We start from the raw sequence: 15,897 nt of genomic DNA on the forward strand, positions 1-15,897 counted from the left end.
CCGGGTACTGCCCTAGCGGCACCTCGGTTAAACCTGGCGCTCTTGGCCCTCCCAGTGGGGGTCGCGCAGCACTCGCTTGAGGATCTTGCCGGTTGGCGCTTTGGGCAGCTCATCCACGAAGGCCACCGCCCTGGGCTTCTGGTAGGAGGCCAAGTTCTGGCGGGCGGAGTCGATGATCTCGTCCTCGGTGGCGGCCATGCCCGGTTTGAGCACCACATAGGCCATGACCGACTCGCCCCAGGTGTCGTCGGGAACGCCGATCACCGCGGTCTCCAAGACCGCCTCGTGGGTGGCGATGGCCTCCTCCACCTGAACCGAGTAGATGTTCTCGCCGCCGGAGATGATCATGTCCTTGGCCCGGTCGACGATGGACACGTACCGCTCGTCGTCCCAGGTGGCGATATCGCCGGTCCACATCCAGCCGTCCTTGATGGTGTCGGCGGTGAGATCGGGTCGGCGGAAATATCCCAGCATGTTGGCCTCGGACCGCACGATGATCTGCCCCGATGTCTTTCCGTCTTGGGGCACATCAACGCCGTATGGATCAACCACCCGCACCGAGGTGACGAACCCCTCTCGGCCGCATGACCGCAGCCGGTCGGTTCGGTAGCCGTCGCGGATGGCCCGAATGTGGTCCTCCTGCGATAAGAAGCACATGGTGGTGCCCTCGGTCTGGCCGTAGCCCTGGATCAGGGTGCAGGGGAACTTGTCCATGGCCTCGGTGATGACCCGGGACGGCATGGGGCCGCCTCCGTACTGGATGTTGCGCAGGCTGGAGATGTCGTAGTCGTCGAACCCCTCTACTGCCATCATCCAATTCAACATGGTGGTGACTCCCAAAAAGGCCGACACCTTCTCGGTCTGGATCAGCTCAAGGGCCAATTTGGCGTCGAAGTTCATCAGCACCAGTGGGCAGCCGTGAGCCAGGTAGTTCATGGCCAGCACCACCGGGATGTGGAACATCTGCCCGGTGAGCATGTAAACGTCGCTGGGGACGATCCGCTCGGCCACCGTCTGGTTGAGCATCCCGAAGTAGACGCTGCGGTGGCTGTGCAATGCGCCCTTGGACTCCCCGGTGGTGCCTCCGGTGTAGAGGATGAACAGCGGGTCGGTGTCGCCGATCTCATCGGACCCGGCGGGCTCGGCGTCAGATGACGACTCCACCAGCTCCTCGTAGGAGCCGTCGCCCCCCTCGCCGTACTGGAGCCAGTGCTCCACGCAGCTCACCAGCCCTGACAGCTCAGCTGCCTCGGCGGCGTAGGCCCCCTGGGTGATATAGGCCCGGGGCTCGCCGTTGTTCACAATCTTGGCCAGCTCCGGTCCGGAGAGCCGCCAGTTCATGGGCTGGGCCACAAGTCCGGTTCGTCCACAGGCGAAATACAGGGCGGCGTACTCCACCGAGTTCTGGCTCAAGATGCCGACCCGGTCGCCCTTCTCCAAGCCCAAGCCGACCAGCCCATTGGCCAGGCGGCGGACGTGCTCGTCGAAGGCCGCGAACGTGACCCGTTGGCCGGTGGTGGAGTCGATGATGGCCTCGCGGTCCGGCGTCTGCCGGGCCCACTTGGCCGGGATCTGGCCGATGTTCATCTGCGGCTCCTTCCTAGAGGGCGGATGCGATGCTCATGGCCGAATGCCCTAGTAGGGCAGATCGAGGGCGAGGAAGCGCTTCTGGATCTTCCAGTCGTCGCCCACCCGAACGCAGTCGTCGGTGTAGACGCCGCTGGAGAGGACCGAGAGCTGGCCGTTCTCCACAGTGATGAGCACCAGATAGCTGATGGCGGTGATGGAGTCCTCGGACTCGTTCTCGAAGTAGAGGTTGGTCACCACATGGCGGCGCTGGTCGGTCTGCTCCTCCATCGCCCCGCTGAACAGCCCGGCGATGGCCTCTGACCCCTCGAAGGTGATTGGGTCGCCGCCGGCGATGGTCATCGCGAACACCGGGTTGTCGGGGGCGAACATCCCGATGAGGAAGCCGCTGTCGCCTACGTCGTAGGCCACTCCCGCGTGGTTCAAAAGCTCGGTTACCGCTTGTTTGTCTGCCATTGGATCACTCCATTCCCAGTATGTCCACGGTGCCTCGCCAGGCCAGCGAGCCACCATCGATCAATATGTATGCGCCGTTGATGAAGCCGGCCTCCCGGCTGGCCAAAAAGCACACCAGCTCGCCCACCTCGGAGGGGAGGCCCAAGCGGGGGATGAGCGAGGTGTTGATGAGCGCCTTCTCGAATGCCACCGGGTCGTCAGACTGCTTGACGAAGTTGGTGACCATGTCGGTGGCAATGGCGGTGGGGCCGTAGCAGTTGACCCGGATCCCCAGCGGTGCCAGATCCACCGCCAGGTTCTGGGTTTGCAGCCGAATACCGCCCTTGGAGGTTCCGTAGGCCGAGTTGTTCGGATAGGCGGATTGCGCACCGGTTGACGCCGCGTTGACGATCGACGGCCAATCGCTCTCCTTGAGGTAGGGGAGGGCGGCCTTGGAGCAGATCCACGGAGCGACGGCGTTCACCTCCACAACTTTCTTGAACACATCGAGGGGCATTCCCTCCAGGCTGCATTGCTCAGGTGAGGCCAGCGCGGTCTCGTGGATGCCGGCGTTGTTGTGAAGAACGTCGATGCCGCCAAAGGCAGCCGCGGCGGCGGCCATCAGCGCATCCACCTGGTCGGGGTCGGTCACGTCGCAGTGCGTGTACGCCGCGGTGCCGCCGGAGGCGTTGATCTCGTCGGCCACTGCTTGGCCTTGCTCGTCGTTGAGATCGGACACCATCACCTTGGCGCCCTTGTCGGCTGCCACCTGGGCGGTGGCCGCCCCGATTCCGGTGGCCGCCCCGGTGATGACGAATCGCAGTCCTTCGATGCCCATCAATGCCCCCTTGTATGAGATACGGCCCGCAGCGTAGGCCGCAGGGCCAGGGGCTGTAAAACAAAGAGGGCCAACGGGGCCGAATCGCAGGGCAACATGGGTCAGTTGGTACATTTGGCCGGTGCCCAAGCTGTCCACCACGCCACCGGTACGGGCGGGTGCTGACCCCCGCCCAGAGTTGGTATTCAGCGATGGACACGTATTGTTGTCCGGCAGCAGATGCGACTCTTGCCGTTATCCGATGCCGGTGTCGCCGCCTCGGTGTCCGGTTTGCGGCAGCCACTCCATGTCGTCGGCCACCTTCGGTCCCAAGGGCACCGTCTTCAGTTCCACGGTTCTGCGGATTCCGGTGCCGGGTCGAACCCCGCCGTTCACCCTGGCCTACGTGGACGTTGACGACGGCCCCCGCGTCCTCGCCCATGTCGATGGCTCCGACGAAGCCCTGGTTCCCGGCAGCCGAGTTGCGCTGTCGGGATGGAATGAACACGGCGATCCGGTTGTGACGAGGCGTGGGCCGTGAACGGGGCGAACACGTCCATATGGGGTGTGGGAACTTCGGCATTTGGCAAGCAGGCTTCGCTGGGAGGTCCGAGACTGGCCTGGCAGGCCACGGTGGAAGCACTTGACGACGCCGGGTTGAAGGCCTCCGATATCGACGCGGTGTACGCCGGCACGGTGTTCGGCGACCCTGGCACCGTCACCCGCAGCCTCCAGCAGATCGGAATCGTCGAGGTGCCGGTCATCACCATCGAGAACGCCTGTGCCAGCGGCACCTCGGCGTTCCACGAATCCCGCTTGGCAGTGGAGACCGGCCGGTACGAGCGGGTGCTGGCCTTCGGAATCGAGACCATGACCGCCCACTTTGACGGCGCTATCAGCCCTATCGCGTCGGACCCCGACGGGGCCCAGGGCTTCGCCATGCCCAGCATCTACGGCATGTCGGCCACCCGGTACCGCTACGAGTTCGGCGTCACCGATGAGCAGATGGCCGCGGTGGCGGTCAAGAACCGCCAACATGCGCTAGGCAACCCCCGGGCCCAGCACCGCAAGGTCGTGACCTTAGAGCAGGTGCTGGAAAGCCTGATGGTGGCTGATCCCATTACTTTGTTCCAATGCTGCTCGATTGCCGATGCTGCTGCCGCCGCGGTGGTCGGGCCACTGGGGGGCTCAAGGGATCCGGGCCAGGAAGTGGCCATCCGGTCCAGTGAGCTGCGCTCTGGGCGGCTGTGGGACCACACCACCGACAAGGTGTGGGGCTGGGACATCGTGGCCGATACCGCAACCCAGGCCTACGAAGCCGCCGGGGTTGGGGTGGGCGACATCGACGTATTCGAGGTCCACGATGCCTTCACCATCGGCGAGATCGTCACCACCGAGGCTCTGGGAATGTGCGGGTTGGGCGAAGGGGGCAGATTGGTCGAATCGGGTCATACATCGCAGGGAGGGGCGCAGCCGGTAAACCCCTCGGGCGGACTGTTGTCGAGGGGCCATCCGCTGGGGGCAACCGGGCTGGCCCAAATTGCCGAGATCGTCTGGCAGCTGCGGGGCATGGCCGCCGACCGCCAAGTACCGGGGGCCCGTCTCGGCGCGGTGGAGACCATGGGGGGCGGCACGGCGGGAATCGACGGCAACGCGTGTGTGGTGACGGTGTTGGAGCAAGTGGGGTGACATTGTGACCGATAGCTCACCCATGGCAATCGACGATGAGGTCCTCTCACCCGGGCGGATCGCCGATCCCCACTCCTATTTCTCGGTTCTCCGAACCCATGACCCCGTCCACTGGAATGAGAAATACCGGGCGTGGTTCATCCATCGCTACGACGACGTGCTCGACGCCCTGCGGGACCCCCGGTTCTCCTCAGAGCGCATCGGCGCGGCTTATGACCGCCTGACCGACGATCAGAAGGCCCAGCGCCAGCCCACCTATGACATCTTGATGGACTGGCTGGTTTTCCGGGATCCGCCCGACCACACGCGATTGCGCCGGCTGGTGAGCCGGGCGTTCACCCCCCGGGCGGTGGAGGCCTGGCGGGAACGAATCAATGGCGTGGTGGATGAGTTGATCGACGACTTGTCGGGTCGGGAGCAGTTCGACCTGATCGAGGACTTCGCCTATCCCATACCCGCGGTGGTCATCGCCGAGATGATGGGGGTGCCCGCTGAGGACCGCGACCGGTTCAAGGACTGGTCCGACGACGTGATGATCTTGGTGTTCGGCGCTCGGGGAGTGGGGGACCGCCGGGCAAGGGCACAGCAGGGGCTCGTCGAGCTGGCCTCCTATCTGGGCGAATTGGTTACCCATTACCGCCAGAATCCGGCCGACAACATCATCTCCAATCTGGTGGAGGCCTCAGAGGGCGACGACAGCCTGGAAGATCCCGAGATCGTGGCCAACTGCGTGCTTTTTCTGTTCGGGGGCCACGAGACCACCACCAACCTCATCGGCAACGGCATGCGGGTGCTGCTCCAGCACCCCGAACAGCTTGAGCGGCTGAGAGACGATCCGTCTCTGATCAAACCGGGAGTCGAGGAGATCCTGAGATTCGACGGGCCGTCCAAAATGGAGGTCCGCACACTGGCTGATTCGGTGGAAATGCGGGGTAAGACCCTGCCGGCCGGCGACATGGTGTATTTGGTGCAGCACGCCGCGAACCGTGATCCCGAGGCGTTCGATGATCCCGACCGGTTCGATGTGGAGCGCGATCCCAACAACCACATCGGCTTCGGTTTCGGGCTGCACTTCTGCCTGGGGGCATCGGTGGCTCGCCTAGAGGGAACAATTGCCCTAGAAGCTCTGGTCCGACGCCTGCCCAACCTGGAGCTGGGCCCCGAGCCCGAGGTGTGGGTACCCACCATGTTGAGTCGGGGCCTGGAGCACCTGCCGGTGAGCTTGCCATGACCGCCGGTCGACCGCTGGAGGGCGTGGGTGCGGCGGTAACCGGGGCCACCGGCGACATCGGCGGTGCCATCGCCCGGGTTCTGGCCGGCCAGGGAGCACGGGTCGCACTCATGGCCCGTCGAGTCGAGCGTCTAGAGGAGTTGGCCCAAGAACTCCGAGGCGGCGGTGCCGAGGTGTGCGTCGCTCCCTGCGACGTGACCGATGCCGACGCCATATCCGAGGCCGCCGCTCAGGTCGCAGCAGCCCTCGGCCCCATAGATGTCCTCGTCAACAACGCGGGTGGCGCCCGGTTCACCGCCCCGGTGCTCGACATTGCTGAGCCGGGTTGGTCCAAGACAGTGGCGCTCAACCTCACGGGGCCGTTTTTGGTGTCGCAGGCCTTCGGCCGCTCCATGATCGAGCGGGGCCAGGGCTGCATCGTCAACGTGGGCTCATTGTCGGGGTTGCGCCACCTGCCCGGCATGGCGGCCTACTCAGCGGCCAAGGGCGGCCTGTTCCAGCAGACCAAGGCGCTGGCCCGGGAGTGGGCTCCCCACGGCGTTCGGGTGAACGCGGTGGCCCCCGGTTTTGTGGACACCAGCGGCTGGGACAGCTACGACAAAGACGCTGTGGTAGCCGAGGCCGGCATCGCCATCCCTCTGGGACGGTGGGCAACCGCTGAGGAAGTAGCCCTGCCCGTGGCGTTCTTGGCCTCCCCGGCGGCGTCCTATATCACCGGCGCCGTCCTGATCATCGACGGCGGCATGCTGGCGTAGTCGGCCGATGAGCCGTCCTGGGCAACTGGTGGCCGTGGGCAGGACATCAGATGTATATGCGTTCGGGCCCGGCGCGGTAGTGAAGGTGCCCCGGCCTTCGGTTCCCGCCCATTGGGCCGCGGACGAAGCAGAGTTCACCGCGGCGGTGCGTGATCTGGGCGCTCCGGCTCCCGCGGTGCTGGATGTGGTGCAAGTCGAGGGGCGGGATGCCATCGTGTTCGAGAGAGTGTGGGGTCCGTCGATGTGGGAGTTGATCGTGGATGGCCCCCACAACGCCGCGGCGTTCGGGCGAGAACTAGCCGACGTCCACCGGCAGATCCTTCGGGCTGGACTTCCAGTCGCAGTGTCTGGGTCGGTGGGGAGAATGCAGAGAAAGATCATCGAGATCAAACAGTTCTCCGAGGCAGAGCGAGATCGCGCCCTGCATATCTTGGAGGGACTGCCGAGTGGCGCCGCTCTCCTGCACGGCGACCTCCATCCTGGAAACGTCCTCATGGGCCCTGCGGGCCCCGTGGTAATCGACTGGTTCGACGCCGCCATAGGCCACCCCGTTGCCGACGTCGTCCGATCCTCCCTGTTGATTCGGCCCTTCGACTCCTCGGTGCATAGGCCGCACATGCCGGATGGTGCCCAGCCCGTGCTGAGGGAACTGCACGATTCCTATGTTTCTTCGATGCACGATGTGCTGGCGCTTCCCCGCGATGAGCTCGGCCAGTGGGAGGCGGTGGTAGCGGCCAGTCGGCTGGCCGAGGAGGCTGAGACCGACGAATCACCCTTGCTTGCCCTGTGGAAGGCTGACGGAGAAGACGGCCGGGATGCCTCTCCGCTGGAGGCTCTGCGGACGGGGGACGTCAGTCGTTGGGGCTGACCAGGATCGCTCGGAGCGACTCGAATACGCCGCCTGTGGCCGCGATGGCCAGGTTGCAGTTAGCCGTGGAGGGAAGCTCGATCCTGGCCCCGGCCTCGAGGGCGACGAGGGCACCGGCGGCATAGTCGTAAACCTTCAGGTCGCGCTCGAAGTAGGCGTCGAGGCGACCGCATCCGACCCAGCAGAGGTTTAGCGCGGCGGAGCCCATGCACCGGATGTCGCGGCACGCGGGCAGCAATCGAGTCAGCATTTGGGCTTGGGTTGCTCGCAGTCCAGAGTCGTAGGCGAAGCCGGTGGCCACGAGGGCGCCATCGAGGGTGGCCAGCTTTGTGGGGGAGATGGGCTCTCCGGTGCGCCTGGCCCCCAAGTTTCGGGTGGCGGAGAACACCTCATCTCGGTGGATGTCGGCAACGGCTCCGGCTGCGACTTCGCCGTCAATGGTTGCGGCAATGCTGACCGAGACCACCGGCAAGTCGTAGAGAAAGTTGACTGTCCCGTCTATGGGGTCGACGATCCAGCCGACGTTGTTGCCGCCGGCGTCGTCGGCTAGTTCCTCGCCAACGATTGAGGAACCGGGACAGCGGGCAAGCAGTTCTGAGCGGATGAGCTGCTCGCACTCCATGTCGGTGTGGGTGACCACGTCGGTGGGCGAGGTCTTGGTTCGCGCCGCGGTGGCTTTGCCGCTGCGGGCGCGCACATAGCCAGCGGCCGCTGAGGCGACTTCGATGGCTACATCTTCGAGATGGCGGGCACGGGCCGACTCATGGCCTTCGCTCACGCCAGCAACACGGTGGTGCCGAGGGATTCGATTGTGGCCACGATGCCCGGGTCTACCTCGGAATTGGTGACGAGTACGTCCACTTCGGACCAGTCGGCGAATCGGACGAACTGGTCTTGGCCCACCTTGGAGTGGTCGACGAGGGCGACAACTCGGCGCGCCGAGCGAATCATGGCCTGCTTCAGCGCCGCTTCTTCCCGGTAGGGCGTGGTAAGGCCCTTGGTGGCCGACAAGCCGTCGCTGCTGATGAACAGGGTGTCGACTACCAGCGGATCGACGGCGGCAACGGTGTCGGCGTCCACCATGGCCAGGGTGTTCTTGCGGAGCTTTCCGCCGATCACGATCACGTCGACATCCTCGTATTCGGCCAGGATCTGGGCGGTGTGCAGAGAATTGGTCACCACCCGGAGGTTGCAGTGGCGGGGCAGCACTTCGGCGAACCGATTGAGCGTGCTGCCTGAGTCGATGATGATGGCCCCGGTGTCGGGCAGTTCTTGCACTGCCGCCTGGGCCAGGCGGCGCTTCTCAGGATCGTGTTGATCGGCGCGAACCGACAGAAGCGGTTCAAAACCGTCCGTTTCCCATGGAATCGCCCCGCCATGAACTCGGCGAACCACCTGCTGGCGCTGGAGATCTGACAGGTCTCGGCGGATGGTCTCGGTGGTCACTCTGAATCGGTCGGCCAATTCGGCCACTTCGACTCGACCGCTTTGCCGCGTAATTCCCACAATCTCACGCTGGCGCTCGGTCTGAAACAGCGTTGTTGTGGTCGGTTCAGTCAGCTGGTCGGTCACCGAGATCCCTATCCCCCGTCAGTGCTGCGTTGATGGCCGATTCTACTCCCCGCTCCCGCAAGCAGCGGAGAGCCCGGTTGAAGGCATCGGAGAACCGCTGCGACCGCGGCAGATCGTCCCCGAACACTTCGGGGAAGTCGAGGAACGCCGCGGGGTCGTGCTGGGCTCGGCGGGCGTGGTCCGTTGCGAGGCCGAGTATGGGATCGGCGGCCAAGCGCTCCGGCGGCCCTGCGAGGTATTCGCACCAGCCGGCCAGGGCCAATGCGCTGAGACCGATTGGCCCGTCTGCTTCGAGCTGGGCTCTGACCGTCGGCAGCAGGAACTTGGGGAACTTCGCCGACCCGTCTAGGCAAAGACGGCTGATCTGGTCTCCGATGCTGGTGTTGGAGAACCGGGCGATGATCGACGCCACATATTGGTTGAGATCGATCCCGGCAATGGGCGGCAAGACGGGGCGGGCCTCGTGGGCCAGGAAGCTCGCGGTGAAGTCGTGCAACTCGGGACAAGCCATGGCCGCGCCGATGGTCTCCATCTCCTTGAGGGCGGCCAGATAGGCCAAACAGGAGTGACCTGCATTGAGCAGGCGGAGCTTCATGAGCTCGTAGGGCTTGGCATCGGTTGTGGTCAGCACGTCGAGCTGCTCGAAGGGGGGACGAGCGGCGGCGAAGTTGTCCTCGATCACCCACTGCCGAAACGACTCGGCGACTACAGGCCAGTTGTCGTTTACGCCTTTGTGAGCGGCCAGCCAGGCCCGGTCGGAGTCGGTAGTCGCCGGAGTGATGCGGTCGACCATGCTGTTGGGAAAGGCCACCGAGTCGGCGATCCAGTCGGCGAGCCCGTCGCCCAGTGCGCGGGCTTCGCCGAGAGTGGCGGTGCGGGCCACCGAGCCGTTGCTGAGGATGTTGTCGCAGCTGATCACGGTGAGACCGGAGTGGCCGTTCTGGTGTCGCCGCTGGAGACCGGCAGCGAGGATCCCGAAGGCCGATGCCGGCCCCGCGTTAGGCGAGGTGGGGAGATAGTCGCCGGTGATGTCGTCTACCGGGTAGCCGCCCTCTGTGATGGTGAGCGACACGATTTGGGTGGCCGGGTCGGCGATGGAAGCGAGTAGCCGATCGGGGCGGGGGGAGGCGTGAACGAAGTCGACGATGCTGCCTATGACCTCGGTCTCTGTGGACTGGGGACCCCGAATGATGAGGGTATAGAGATAGTCCTGCGGTTTGAGGGCATCGGCCATCGCCTGATCGCTGGGAAGCACGCCAGCCCCGGTGATCGACCAGTCGCGGTGGCCAGACTGGCACAGCTCGTGGATATAGGTGGCCAGGTGCGACCGGTGAAAGCCGCCGACGCCGATGTGGACAATGCTGCGCTGGAGTTGGCTGCGGTCATAGGTGGGAACGGCGACAGATGCCCCCAAACGGTGCAGTGCCCGGCTTCGGAGCAGGGTGTCTGTCGGTTGGGCTGGCACGGCCAGACACCCTACTACCAACACAGACACAGATAAAGTGGCAAGAAGTCAGCCCGATACACACATAAAGCCAACTCTATAGCTTGCAATCCCAAATAAACCCAATTAGGTTTTGGGCAAAATACCGTCAGGGAGGACGTCTCCCACCGGTTCCTACCCAAGGGGGAAAGTGCCAATGACAAGTACCAGCCGACCGAGGTGGAGCATTCGGCTCCTGTTTTTCAGTCTGCTCGCGGTGTTCGCTCTCGTGGCCGCTTCATGCGGCAACGATGACGACAGCGACACTTCGGGTGATGCGCCGGCCACTGCCGCGGCCACTGAAGCTCCCGCTGCGGCCACAGAAGAGCCCGCAGCCCCGGTTGAGAGCCGATCGATCAATGTGGCCATTGTGGGCAACCCCCAGATGGAGGACATCGCCAGCCTCACCCCGAGCTTGTTCACCGCCGAGACCGGTATTGAAGTCAACTACACGTTCCTGGAAGAGCAGACTCTGCGCGAGATCGTCACCCGCGACGTGGGTGCGGGAGGCGAGCAGTTCGACGTGGTCATGATCGGCATGTTCGAGGCGCCGCAGTTCGGGGCCAACGGATGGCTCTACGATCTCAACGGCTTCGCGGTCGACGCGCCCGAGTGGAACGGCGACGACATCATCCACGCAGTGCGCGGCGGCCTCTCCTATGAAGGAGGCCTCTACGCTGCGCCCTTCTACGCGGAGTCCTCGTTCGTCATGTACCGCCAAGACGTCATCGATGCCGCAGGTCTGACGATGCCAGCGGCCCCTACCTGGGATGAACTGGCCGACATCGCCCGCACCATCGACTCCGATGAGATGGCCGGCATCTGCTTGCGGGGCAAGCCCGGATGGGGCGACCTCGGCGCTGCCTTCACCACCGTTCTCAACACGTTCGGCGGCACCTGGTGGCTGGCCAACGCCGACGGCTCGATCGGAGAGGCCCAAGTTGACCAGCCTGAGTTCCGCGAGGCCCTCGAGTTCTATGTGGCGCTCATCAACGACGCCGGCCAGGACGACGCAGCCAACGCCAGCTTCAACGAGTGCTTGAGCCTCTACCAGAACGGCCAGGTGGCCATGTGGTACGACGCCACGGTGGCAGCCGGCATCCTCGAAGCCGACAACAGCCCGGTCAAGGGCCTCAACGGCTTCGCCCTCGCGCCGACCAAGGTCACCGACGCCTCTGGCTGGCTGTGGGCCTGGGCATTGGCCATTCCGCAAAACGCCTCTGATCCCAGCACCGCGTGGGAGTACGTGAGCTGGGCCACCAGCGAGGAGTACATCAACGCTGCCGGCGAGTCGCTGGATGGAGGCTGGGCTGCGGTCCCGCCGGGAACCCGCGAGTCGACCTACGCCAACCCGAACTACCAGGCTGCGGCGCAGGCCTTCGCCCAAAAGACGCTTGACGCCATGCTGGCCGCACCCATCGACAACCCGGGCACCACGCCCCGTCCGGGTCTGCCGGGCGTGCAGTACGTCGGTGTGCCCGAGTTCCAAGATGTCGGCACCCGCTGCACAGAGCAGTTCTCGGCTGCCATTGCCGGGTCGATCAGCGTTGACTCGGCCCTCAGCGCCTGTCAGGACATCGCTTCCGAAGTGAGCAATTAGGAGCACTCCAAGCAAACCCGCTGGCCAAGAATGGGCAAGCTCTCCAAGTGAGATGCGCTGGCTTGGCCTAGGTTGAACACAATTTCAGGAACGGGCTAGGGGGAGCCGTGTCGCAGCAGACCGATCGAGCGGAGCAGGTAAAGAGACTGCAACGCCGAGAAGGTTGGCGACGCCGGCTCCCCCTTGTTCCTGCCCTGGTGTTCACCATCGTCGTCACCCAGGTTCCCTTCATCCTGAGCCTTTGGTACAGCCTGACCGAATGGAAGATCGTCCCGCCTGAGCCGCGGACCTTCATCGGCTTCGGCAACTACGTCGATCTCCTCGACAACCGGTTCTTTCGCGAGGCGGTGTGGACCAGCGTCTGGATGACGGTCTCCGCGGTGCTGCTCTCGTTGCTGCTGGGAACGCTTCTCGCCCTCCTGCTCGACCGGAAGTTCTTCGGACAGGGGTTTGTTCGGACGCTGTTGATAACCCCGTTTCTGATCATGCCCGTTGTAGCGGGGCTGGTGTGGAAGACACAGGTGTTCAACTCGTCGTTCGGGGTGCTGAACTGGCTGCTCGATTCCCTGGGGTTCGAGAGGATCGAGTTCGTGACCCGTTGGCCGTTGTGGTCGATCGTGTCTGTGCTGGTGTGGCAGTGGACGCCGTTCATGATGTTGATCGTGCTGGCCGGATTGCAGGGCCAGGACCAGTCGGTGTTGGAGGCCGCCCGGGTGGACGGCGCGTCGAGCAGGGCGATGTTCTTCCAGATCACATTGCCCCAGCTCCGTCCCTATCTGGAGTTGGGGATCCTGCTGGGTTCCATCTACCTCATCCAGGTCTTCGACTACGTGGATGTCATCACCGGCGGGGGGCCCGACTCCACCAACGTGCCCTACTTCGTCTTCCAGCGTTCCATCGGCGGCGGCTGGCAGTTCGGGCAGGCCTCGGCCTACAGCATCGTGGTGGTGATCGCCTCCATCGTTATCGCCACCTTTGGCCTGCGGGTGCTGTCCAATCTCCTGGAAGGCGAGAAGCCGTGAGGACCGGCGGTACTGGCATGCAAGTCGGCAACAAGCGGGCTGTCTCCTTCTTTTTGGGCCTCTTGAGCTGGGGGGTCGCCCTTGTTTTCTTCTTCCCCATCTTCTGGATGGTTCTGAACGGCTTCAAAGAGGAGATCGATGCCAACACCGACCCGAAGATCATTTTCGACCCCACGTTCGACCGGTTCGACGAGGTGACCTCTCAAACCCAGGGCTTGCTTGGCTTCAGAGAGGCGTTCATGAACTCGGTGTGGGCGGTTTCGATCTCGACGATCTTGGTTCTGGTGCTCGCCGTCCCGGCTGCCTATGCCCTGGCCATTCGGCCCGTGGCCAAGTGGCGGGACGTGTTGTTCTTCTTCATCTCCACCAAGTTCCTGCCGGTGGTGGCGGCGATCCTCCCGCTGTGGATCATCGCCCGGGAGCTGGACCTTCTGAACACCCGGCTGGTGCTCATCATCCTCTACACCGCCATGAACCTTCCGCTGGCGGTGTGGATGCTCCGGTCGTTCTTCAGCGAAGTGCCCAAGGAGCTCATCGAAGCCGCCCAGATCGACGGGGCAAAGCTGCGAGGTCAGATCACCTCGGTGATCCTGCCCATCGTCGCCCCGGGCCTGGCCGCCACCGCTCTTTTGTGCGTGATCTTCGCCTGGAACGAGTTCTTCCTGGCCGTCCAGCTCAACCCGGTGGACGGGTCGACGATTCCCATATGGGTCACCTCCAACGTCAGCACTCGCGGCAACTTCTTGGCCAAGCTGTCGGCGGCGTCCACCCTCGCCACCCTCCCGGTGGTGCTGGCCGGGTGGTTGGCCCAGAAGCGGATGATACGGGGCCTGTCGATGGGAGCGATCAAGTGATTCCGTTCAAGTGCCGAAGGGAGCTGGGACATGGCTGAAGTCCGATACGAGAACGCCAGCCGAATCTATCCGGGAACCGACATTCCCGCGGTGGGGTCGCTCAACCTCGACATTCCCGACGGGGAGCTCTTGGTCCTCGTGGGCCCATCGGGCTCGGGCAAGTCCACTGCGCTGCGGATGCTGGCCGGGCTGGAGTTTGTCGACCAGGGCAGTGTCTACATCGACAACAAAGATGTGACGCTGACTCCGCCCCAAGACCGCGATATCGCCATGGTGTTCCAGAACTACGCCCTCTACCCCAATATGACCGTGCAGGCGAATATGGGCTTCGCGCTCAAACAGCAGGGCGTCCCGAAGGAGGAGAGGGCCGAGCGAGTGCGAGAAGCAGCCCGCATTCTCGATCTGGAGCCCTATCTGGACCGCAAGCCGAAGAACCTGTCCGGGGGACAGCGCCAGCGGGTGGCGATGGGCCGGGCAATAGTGCGCCGGCCGCAGGTCTTCTTGATGGACGAGCCGCTCTCCAACCTCGACGCCAAGCTGAGGGTTCAGACTCGAACTGAGCTCGCCGATCTCCAGGCCAGGTTGGGGGTGACCACCGTGTACGTCACCCACGATCAGGTGGAGGCCATGACCATGGGCCATCGGGTGGCGGTTCTAAAAGACGGGATCCTCCAGCAGGTTGACCGACCGCGAACTCTCTACAGCCATCCGGTCAATCTGTTCGTCGCCGGTTTCATCGGCTCGCCGGCGATGAATCTTGTCGAAGTCTCTTCCGAGGGCACGGACGGTCTGCGCCTTGGCTCCCTCTCCCTGTCCCTTGATGAGCAGACAGCCCATGATCTGGCTGCTCGCAGCCCGGGCGCCTACACGGTCGGAGTCCGCCCCGAGCACTTGCAACTGGCTGGCGAGGGCATCGCGGGGGAGGTCACCGTGGTGGAGGAACTGGGCTCAGAGTCGTACCTCCATGTCACCGTTGAGCATCAGGGTGCTCAGCTCCTTCTTGTTGTGCGCGCCGAGGGGGAAACCATGACCCAGCGCGGCGACAACGTCCAGATCTCGTGTCGAGGCCCGGTTCACGTGTTCGCTCCCAACGGCGAGCGTATCGGCGCCTGAAGCACGAGATCGCAGCTGGCGGCCGAGGCGGAATCCCCTCCTCGCCTCGGCCGCCATTGCTCATCGCGGTCGGATTTTGAGCGAAGGGGCAACCGGCAGTTAGTTGCTGGTCAGGCGCAGTCCGGCGTCCAGCCGCACGACCTCGCCGTTCAAGAAAGTGTTCTCCATGAAGTGGGCCACCAGCGCGCCGACGTCGGCGGGCGCGCCCAAGCGGTGGGGGAATATGTTGTCTTCCACCAGCTTGGCGATGAAGTCCTCGCTGAGGGTGGCCAGCATGGGGGTGTCCATGGTGCCGGGGGCGATGGTCATCACCCGGATGCCCCAGACGGCCAGATCTCGGGCCATGGGCAGGGTCAACCCGATCACCCCGGCCTTGGACGACCCATAGGCCGACTGCCCCACTTGGCCCTCGTAGCCGGCGACGGAGGCGATGTTCACGATGAGGCCCCGCTCGCCGTCGGCATTGGGCTCGTTGGCCGACATGGCCGAGACCGCATGGCGGGCCACATCGAACAACCCGATCAGGTTCACCTCGATGTGGTTGCGGAAGTGGTCCAGGGGATTGGGGGTGCCGTCTCGGGAAACCACCCGTTGGCCCGAGCTGATGCCAGCGCAGCTCACCAGGGCGTCGATGCGGCCGAAAGCCGAGGCCGCGGCAGAAACGGCTTGAGCGACATCATCGGGGTTGGTCACGTCAACGGGGACGAAGGCGGCTGCATCGCCCAGCTCGTTGGCCATAGCCTCCCCGGCTGATGAGGGAAGGTCCAAGATGACCGCCCGGCCGCCCTTGTCCAGGAGTGTCTTGACCACACCGGCGCCCAGCCCGGAGGCACCGCCGGTGACTAGTGCTACAGATCCTGCGACGTCCATT

At 64.4% G+C, this 15,897-nt stretch carries 16 protein-coding genes; 9 read left to right on the top strand and 7 right to left on the bottom strand.

Features of this window, described 5'->3' with window-relative positions:
• Positions 1-27: 27 nt before the first annotated feature.
• The 3 genes from ACOOGG_RS04795 to ACOOGG_RS04805 are packed head-to-tail and all read right to left on the bottom strand — an operon-like array spanning position 28 to position 2,860.
• A complete protein-coding gene (locus ACOOGG_RS04795; protein ID WP_420432828.1) occupies positions 28-1,587 on the bottom strand; it encodes an AMP-binding protein in 1,560 nt (519 codons plus the stop codon).
• A 48-nt stretch (positions 1,588-1,635) separates the two neighbouring features.
• On the bottom strand, positions 1,636-2,043 hold the full coding sequence (locus ACOOGG_RS04800; protein ID WP_420432830.1) for a nuclear transport factor 2 family protein: 408 nt from the start codon (positions 2,041-2,043) through the stop codon (positions 1,636-1,638).
• 4 nt (positions 2,044-2,047) lie between these two features.
• The gene (locus tag ACOOGG_RS04805; protein WP_420432832.1) at positions 2,048-2,860 is read right to left on the bottom strand and encodes an SDR family NAD(P)-dependent oxidoreductase; all 813 of its coding nucleotides are present in this window, start codon (positions 2,858-2,860) and stop codon (positions 2,048-2,050) included.
• Positions 2,861-3,101: 241 nt separating this feature from the next.
• On the opposite strand from ACOOGG_RS04805, the gene ACOOGG_RS04810 reads away from it, so the two are divergent.
• The 5 genes from ACOOGG_RS04810 to ACOOGG_RS04830 are packed head-to-tail and all read left to right on the top strand — an operon-like array spanning position 3,102 to position 7,382.
• Entirely contained in the window at positions 3,102-3,380 is a 279-nt protein-coding gene (locus ACOOGG_RS04810) for a Zn-ribbon domain-containing OB-fold protein (RefSeq protein WP_420432834.1), read from the top strand.
• Positions 3,377-4,528, top strand: a complete 1,152-nt coding sequence (locus ACOOGG_RS04815; RefSeq protein WP_420432836.1) for a thiolase family protein — start codon at positions 3,377-3,379, stop codon at positions 4,526-4,528. The genes ACOOGG_RS04810 and ACOOGG_RS04815 overlap by 4 nt, the downstream gene beginning before the upstream one ends.
• 4 nt (positions 4,529-4,532) lie before the next feature.
• Entirely contained in the window at positions 4,533-5,759 is a 1,227-nt protein-coding gene (locus ACOOGG_RS04820; protein WP_420432838.1) for a cytochrome P450, read from the top strand.
• Entirely contained in the window at positions 5,756-6,514 is a 759-nt protein-coding gene (locus ACOOGG_RS04825; RefSeq protein WP_420432840.1) for an SDR family NAD(P)-dependent oxidoreductase, read from the top strand. Before ACOOGG_RS04820 ends, ACOOGG_RS04825 begins: the two co-directional genes overlap by 4 nt.
• A gap of 7 nt (positions 6,515-6,521) precedes the next feature.
• Complete coding sequence (locus ACOOGG_RS04830) at positions 6,522-7,382, top strand: phosphotransferase family protein (protein ID WP_420432842.1); 861 nt, start codon at positions 6,522-6,524, stop codon at positions 7,380-7,382.
• Here ACOOGG_RS04830 and ACOOGG_RS04835 read toward each other — a convergent pair.
• Genes ACOOGG_RS04835 through ACOOGG_RS04845 form a run of 3 tightly spaced genes read right to left on the bottom strand, consistent with a single transcriptional unit; the run spans position 7,366 to position 10,419 of the window.
• Entirely contained in the window at positions 7,366-8,160 is a 795-nt protein-coding gene (locus ACOOGG_RS04835; RefSeq protein WP_420432844.1) for an inositol monophosphatase family protein, read from the bottom strand. The genes ACOOGG_RS04830 and ACOOGG_RS04835 overlap by 17 nt on opposite strands.
• A complete protein-coding gene (locus ACOOGG_RS04840; protein ID WP_420432846.1) occupies positions 8,157-8,954 on the bottom strand; it encodes a DeoR/GlpR family DNA-binding transcription regulator in 798 nt (265 codons plus the stop codon). The genes ACOOGG_RS04835 and ACOOGG_RS04840 overlap by 4 nt, the downstream gene beginning before the upstream one ends.
• Positions 8,935-10,419 (bottom strand): mannitol dehydrogenase family protein, encoded by a 1,485-nt coding sequence (locus ACOOGG_RS04845; protein ID WP_420432848.1) that lies wholly within the window; start codon positions 10,417-10,419, stop codon positions 8,935-8,937. The genes ACOOGG_RS04840 and ACOOGG_RS04845 overlap by 20 nt, the downstream gene beginning before the upstream one ends.
• Positions 10,420-10,654: 235 nt before the next feature.
• On the opposite strand from ACOOGG_RS04845, the gene ACOOGG_RS04850 reads away from it, so the two are divergent.
• The 4 genes from ACOOGG_RS04850 (at position 10,655) to ACOOGG_RS04865 (ending at position 15,026) form a co-directional block, all read left to right on the top strand.
• Positions 10,655-12,037, top strand: coding sequence for an ABC transporter substrate-binding protein (locus tag ACOOGG_RS04850; protein ID WP_420432850.1), 1,383 nt, complete (start codon positions 10,655-10,657; stop codon positions 12,035-12,037).
• A 107-nt stretch (positions 12,038-12,144) separates the two neighbouring features.
• Positions 12,145-13,059, top strand: a complete 915-nt coding sequence (locus ACOOGG_RS04855) for a carbohydrate ABC transporter permease (RefSeq protein WP_420432852.1) — start codon at positions 12,145-12,147, stop codon at positions 13,057-13,059.
• Positions 13,060-13,076: 17 nt separating this feature from the next.
• The gene (locus ACOOGG_RS04860) at positions 13,077-13,913 is read left to right on the top strand and encodes a carbohydrate ABC transporter permease (RefSeq protein ID WP_420433384.1); all 837 of its coding nucleotides are present in this window, start codon (positions 13,077-13,079) and stop codon (positions 13,911-13,913) included.
• A gap of 30 nt (positions 13,914-13,943) precedes the next feature.
• Complete coding sequence (locus tag ACOOGG_RS04865) at positions 13,944-15,026, top strand: ABC transporter ATP-binding protein (protein ID WP_420432854.1); 1,083 nt, start codon at positions 13,944-13,946, stop codon at positions 15,024-15,026.
• A 99-nt stretch (positions 15,027-15,125) separates the two neighbouring features.
• Here ACOOGG_RS04865 and ACOOGG_RS04870 read toward each other — a convergent pair whose 3' ends face one another.
• The gene (locus ACOOGG_RS04870; RefSeq protein ID WP_420432856.1) at positions 15,126-15,896 is read right to left on the bottom strand and encodes an SDR family NAD(P)-dependent oxidoreductase; all 771 of its coding nucleotides are present in this window, start codon (positions 15,894-15,896) and stop codon (positions 15,126-15,128) included.
• Position 15,897 lies beyond the last annotated feature (1 nt).

The sequence above is a fragment of the Candidatus Poriferisocius sp. genome, assembly GCF_965214065.1.
Classification (GTDB): Bacteria; Actinomycetota; Acidimicrobiia; order Acidimicrobiales; family Bin134; genus Poriferisocius.

Excerpts from the sequence above, each read along its gene's own strand:
- ACOOGG_RS04795 (WP_420432828.1), bottom strand. The coding sequence starts at position 1,587 with ATGAACATCGGCCAGATCCCGGCCAAGTGGGCCCGGCAGACGCCGGAC.
- ACOOGG_RS04800 (WP_420432830.1), bottom strand. The coding sequence starts at position 2,043 with ATGGCAGACAAACAAGCGGTAACCGAGCTTTTGAACCACGCGGGAGTG.
- ACOOGG_RS04805 (WP_420432832.1), bottom strand. The coding sequence starts at position 2,860 with ATGGGCATCGAAGGACTGCGATTCGTCATCACCGGGGCGGCCACCGGA.
- ACOOGG_RS04810 (WP_420432834.1), top strand. The coding sequence starts at position 3,102 with ATGCCGGTGTCGCCGCCTCGGTGTCCGGTTTGCGGCAGCCACTCCATG.
- ACOOGG_RS04825 (WP_420432840.1), top strand. The coding sequence starts at position 5,756 with ATGACCGCCGGTCGACCGCTGGAGGGCGTGGGTGCGGCGGTAACCGGG.
- ACOOGG_RS04830 (WP_420432842.1), top strand. The coding sequence starts at position 6,522 with ATGAGCCGTCCTGGGCAACTGGTGGCCGTGGGCAGGACATCAGATGTA.
- ACOOGG_RS04860 (WP_420433384.1), top strand. The coding sequence starts at position 13,077 with ATGCAAGTCGGCAACAAGCGGGCTGTCTCCTTCTTTTTGGGCCTCTTG.
- ACOOGG_RS04865 (WP_420432854.1), top strand. The coding sequence starts at position 13,944 with ATGGCTGAAGTCCGATACGAGAACGCCAGCCGAATCTATCCGGGAACC.
- ACOOGG_RS04870 (WP_420432856.1), bottom strand. The coding sequence starts at position 15,896 with ATGGACGTCGCAGGATCTGTAGCACTAGTCACCGGCGGTGCCTCCGGG.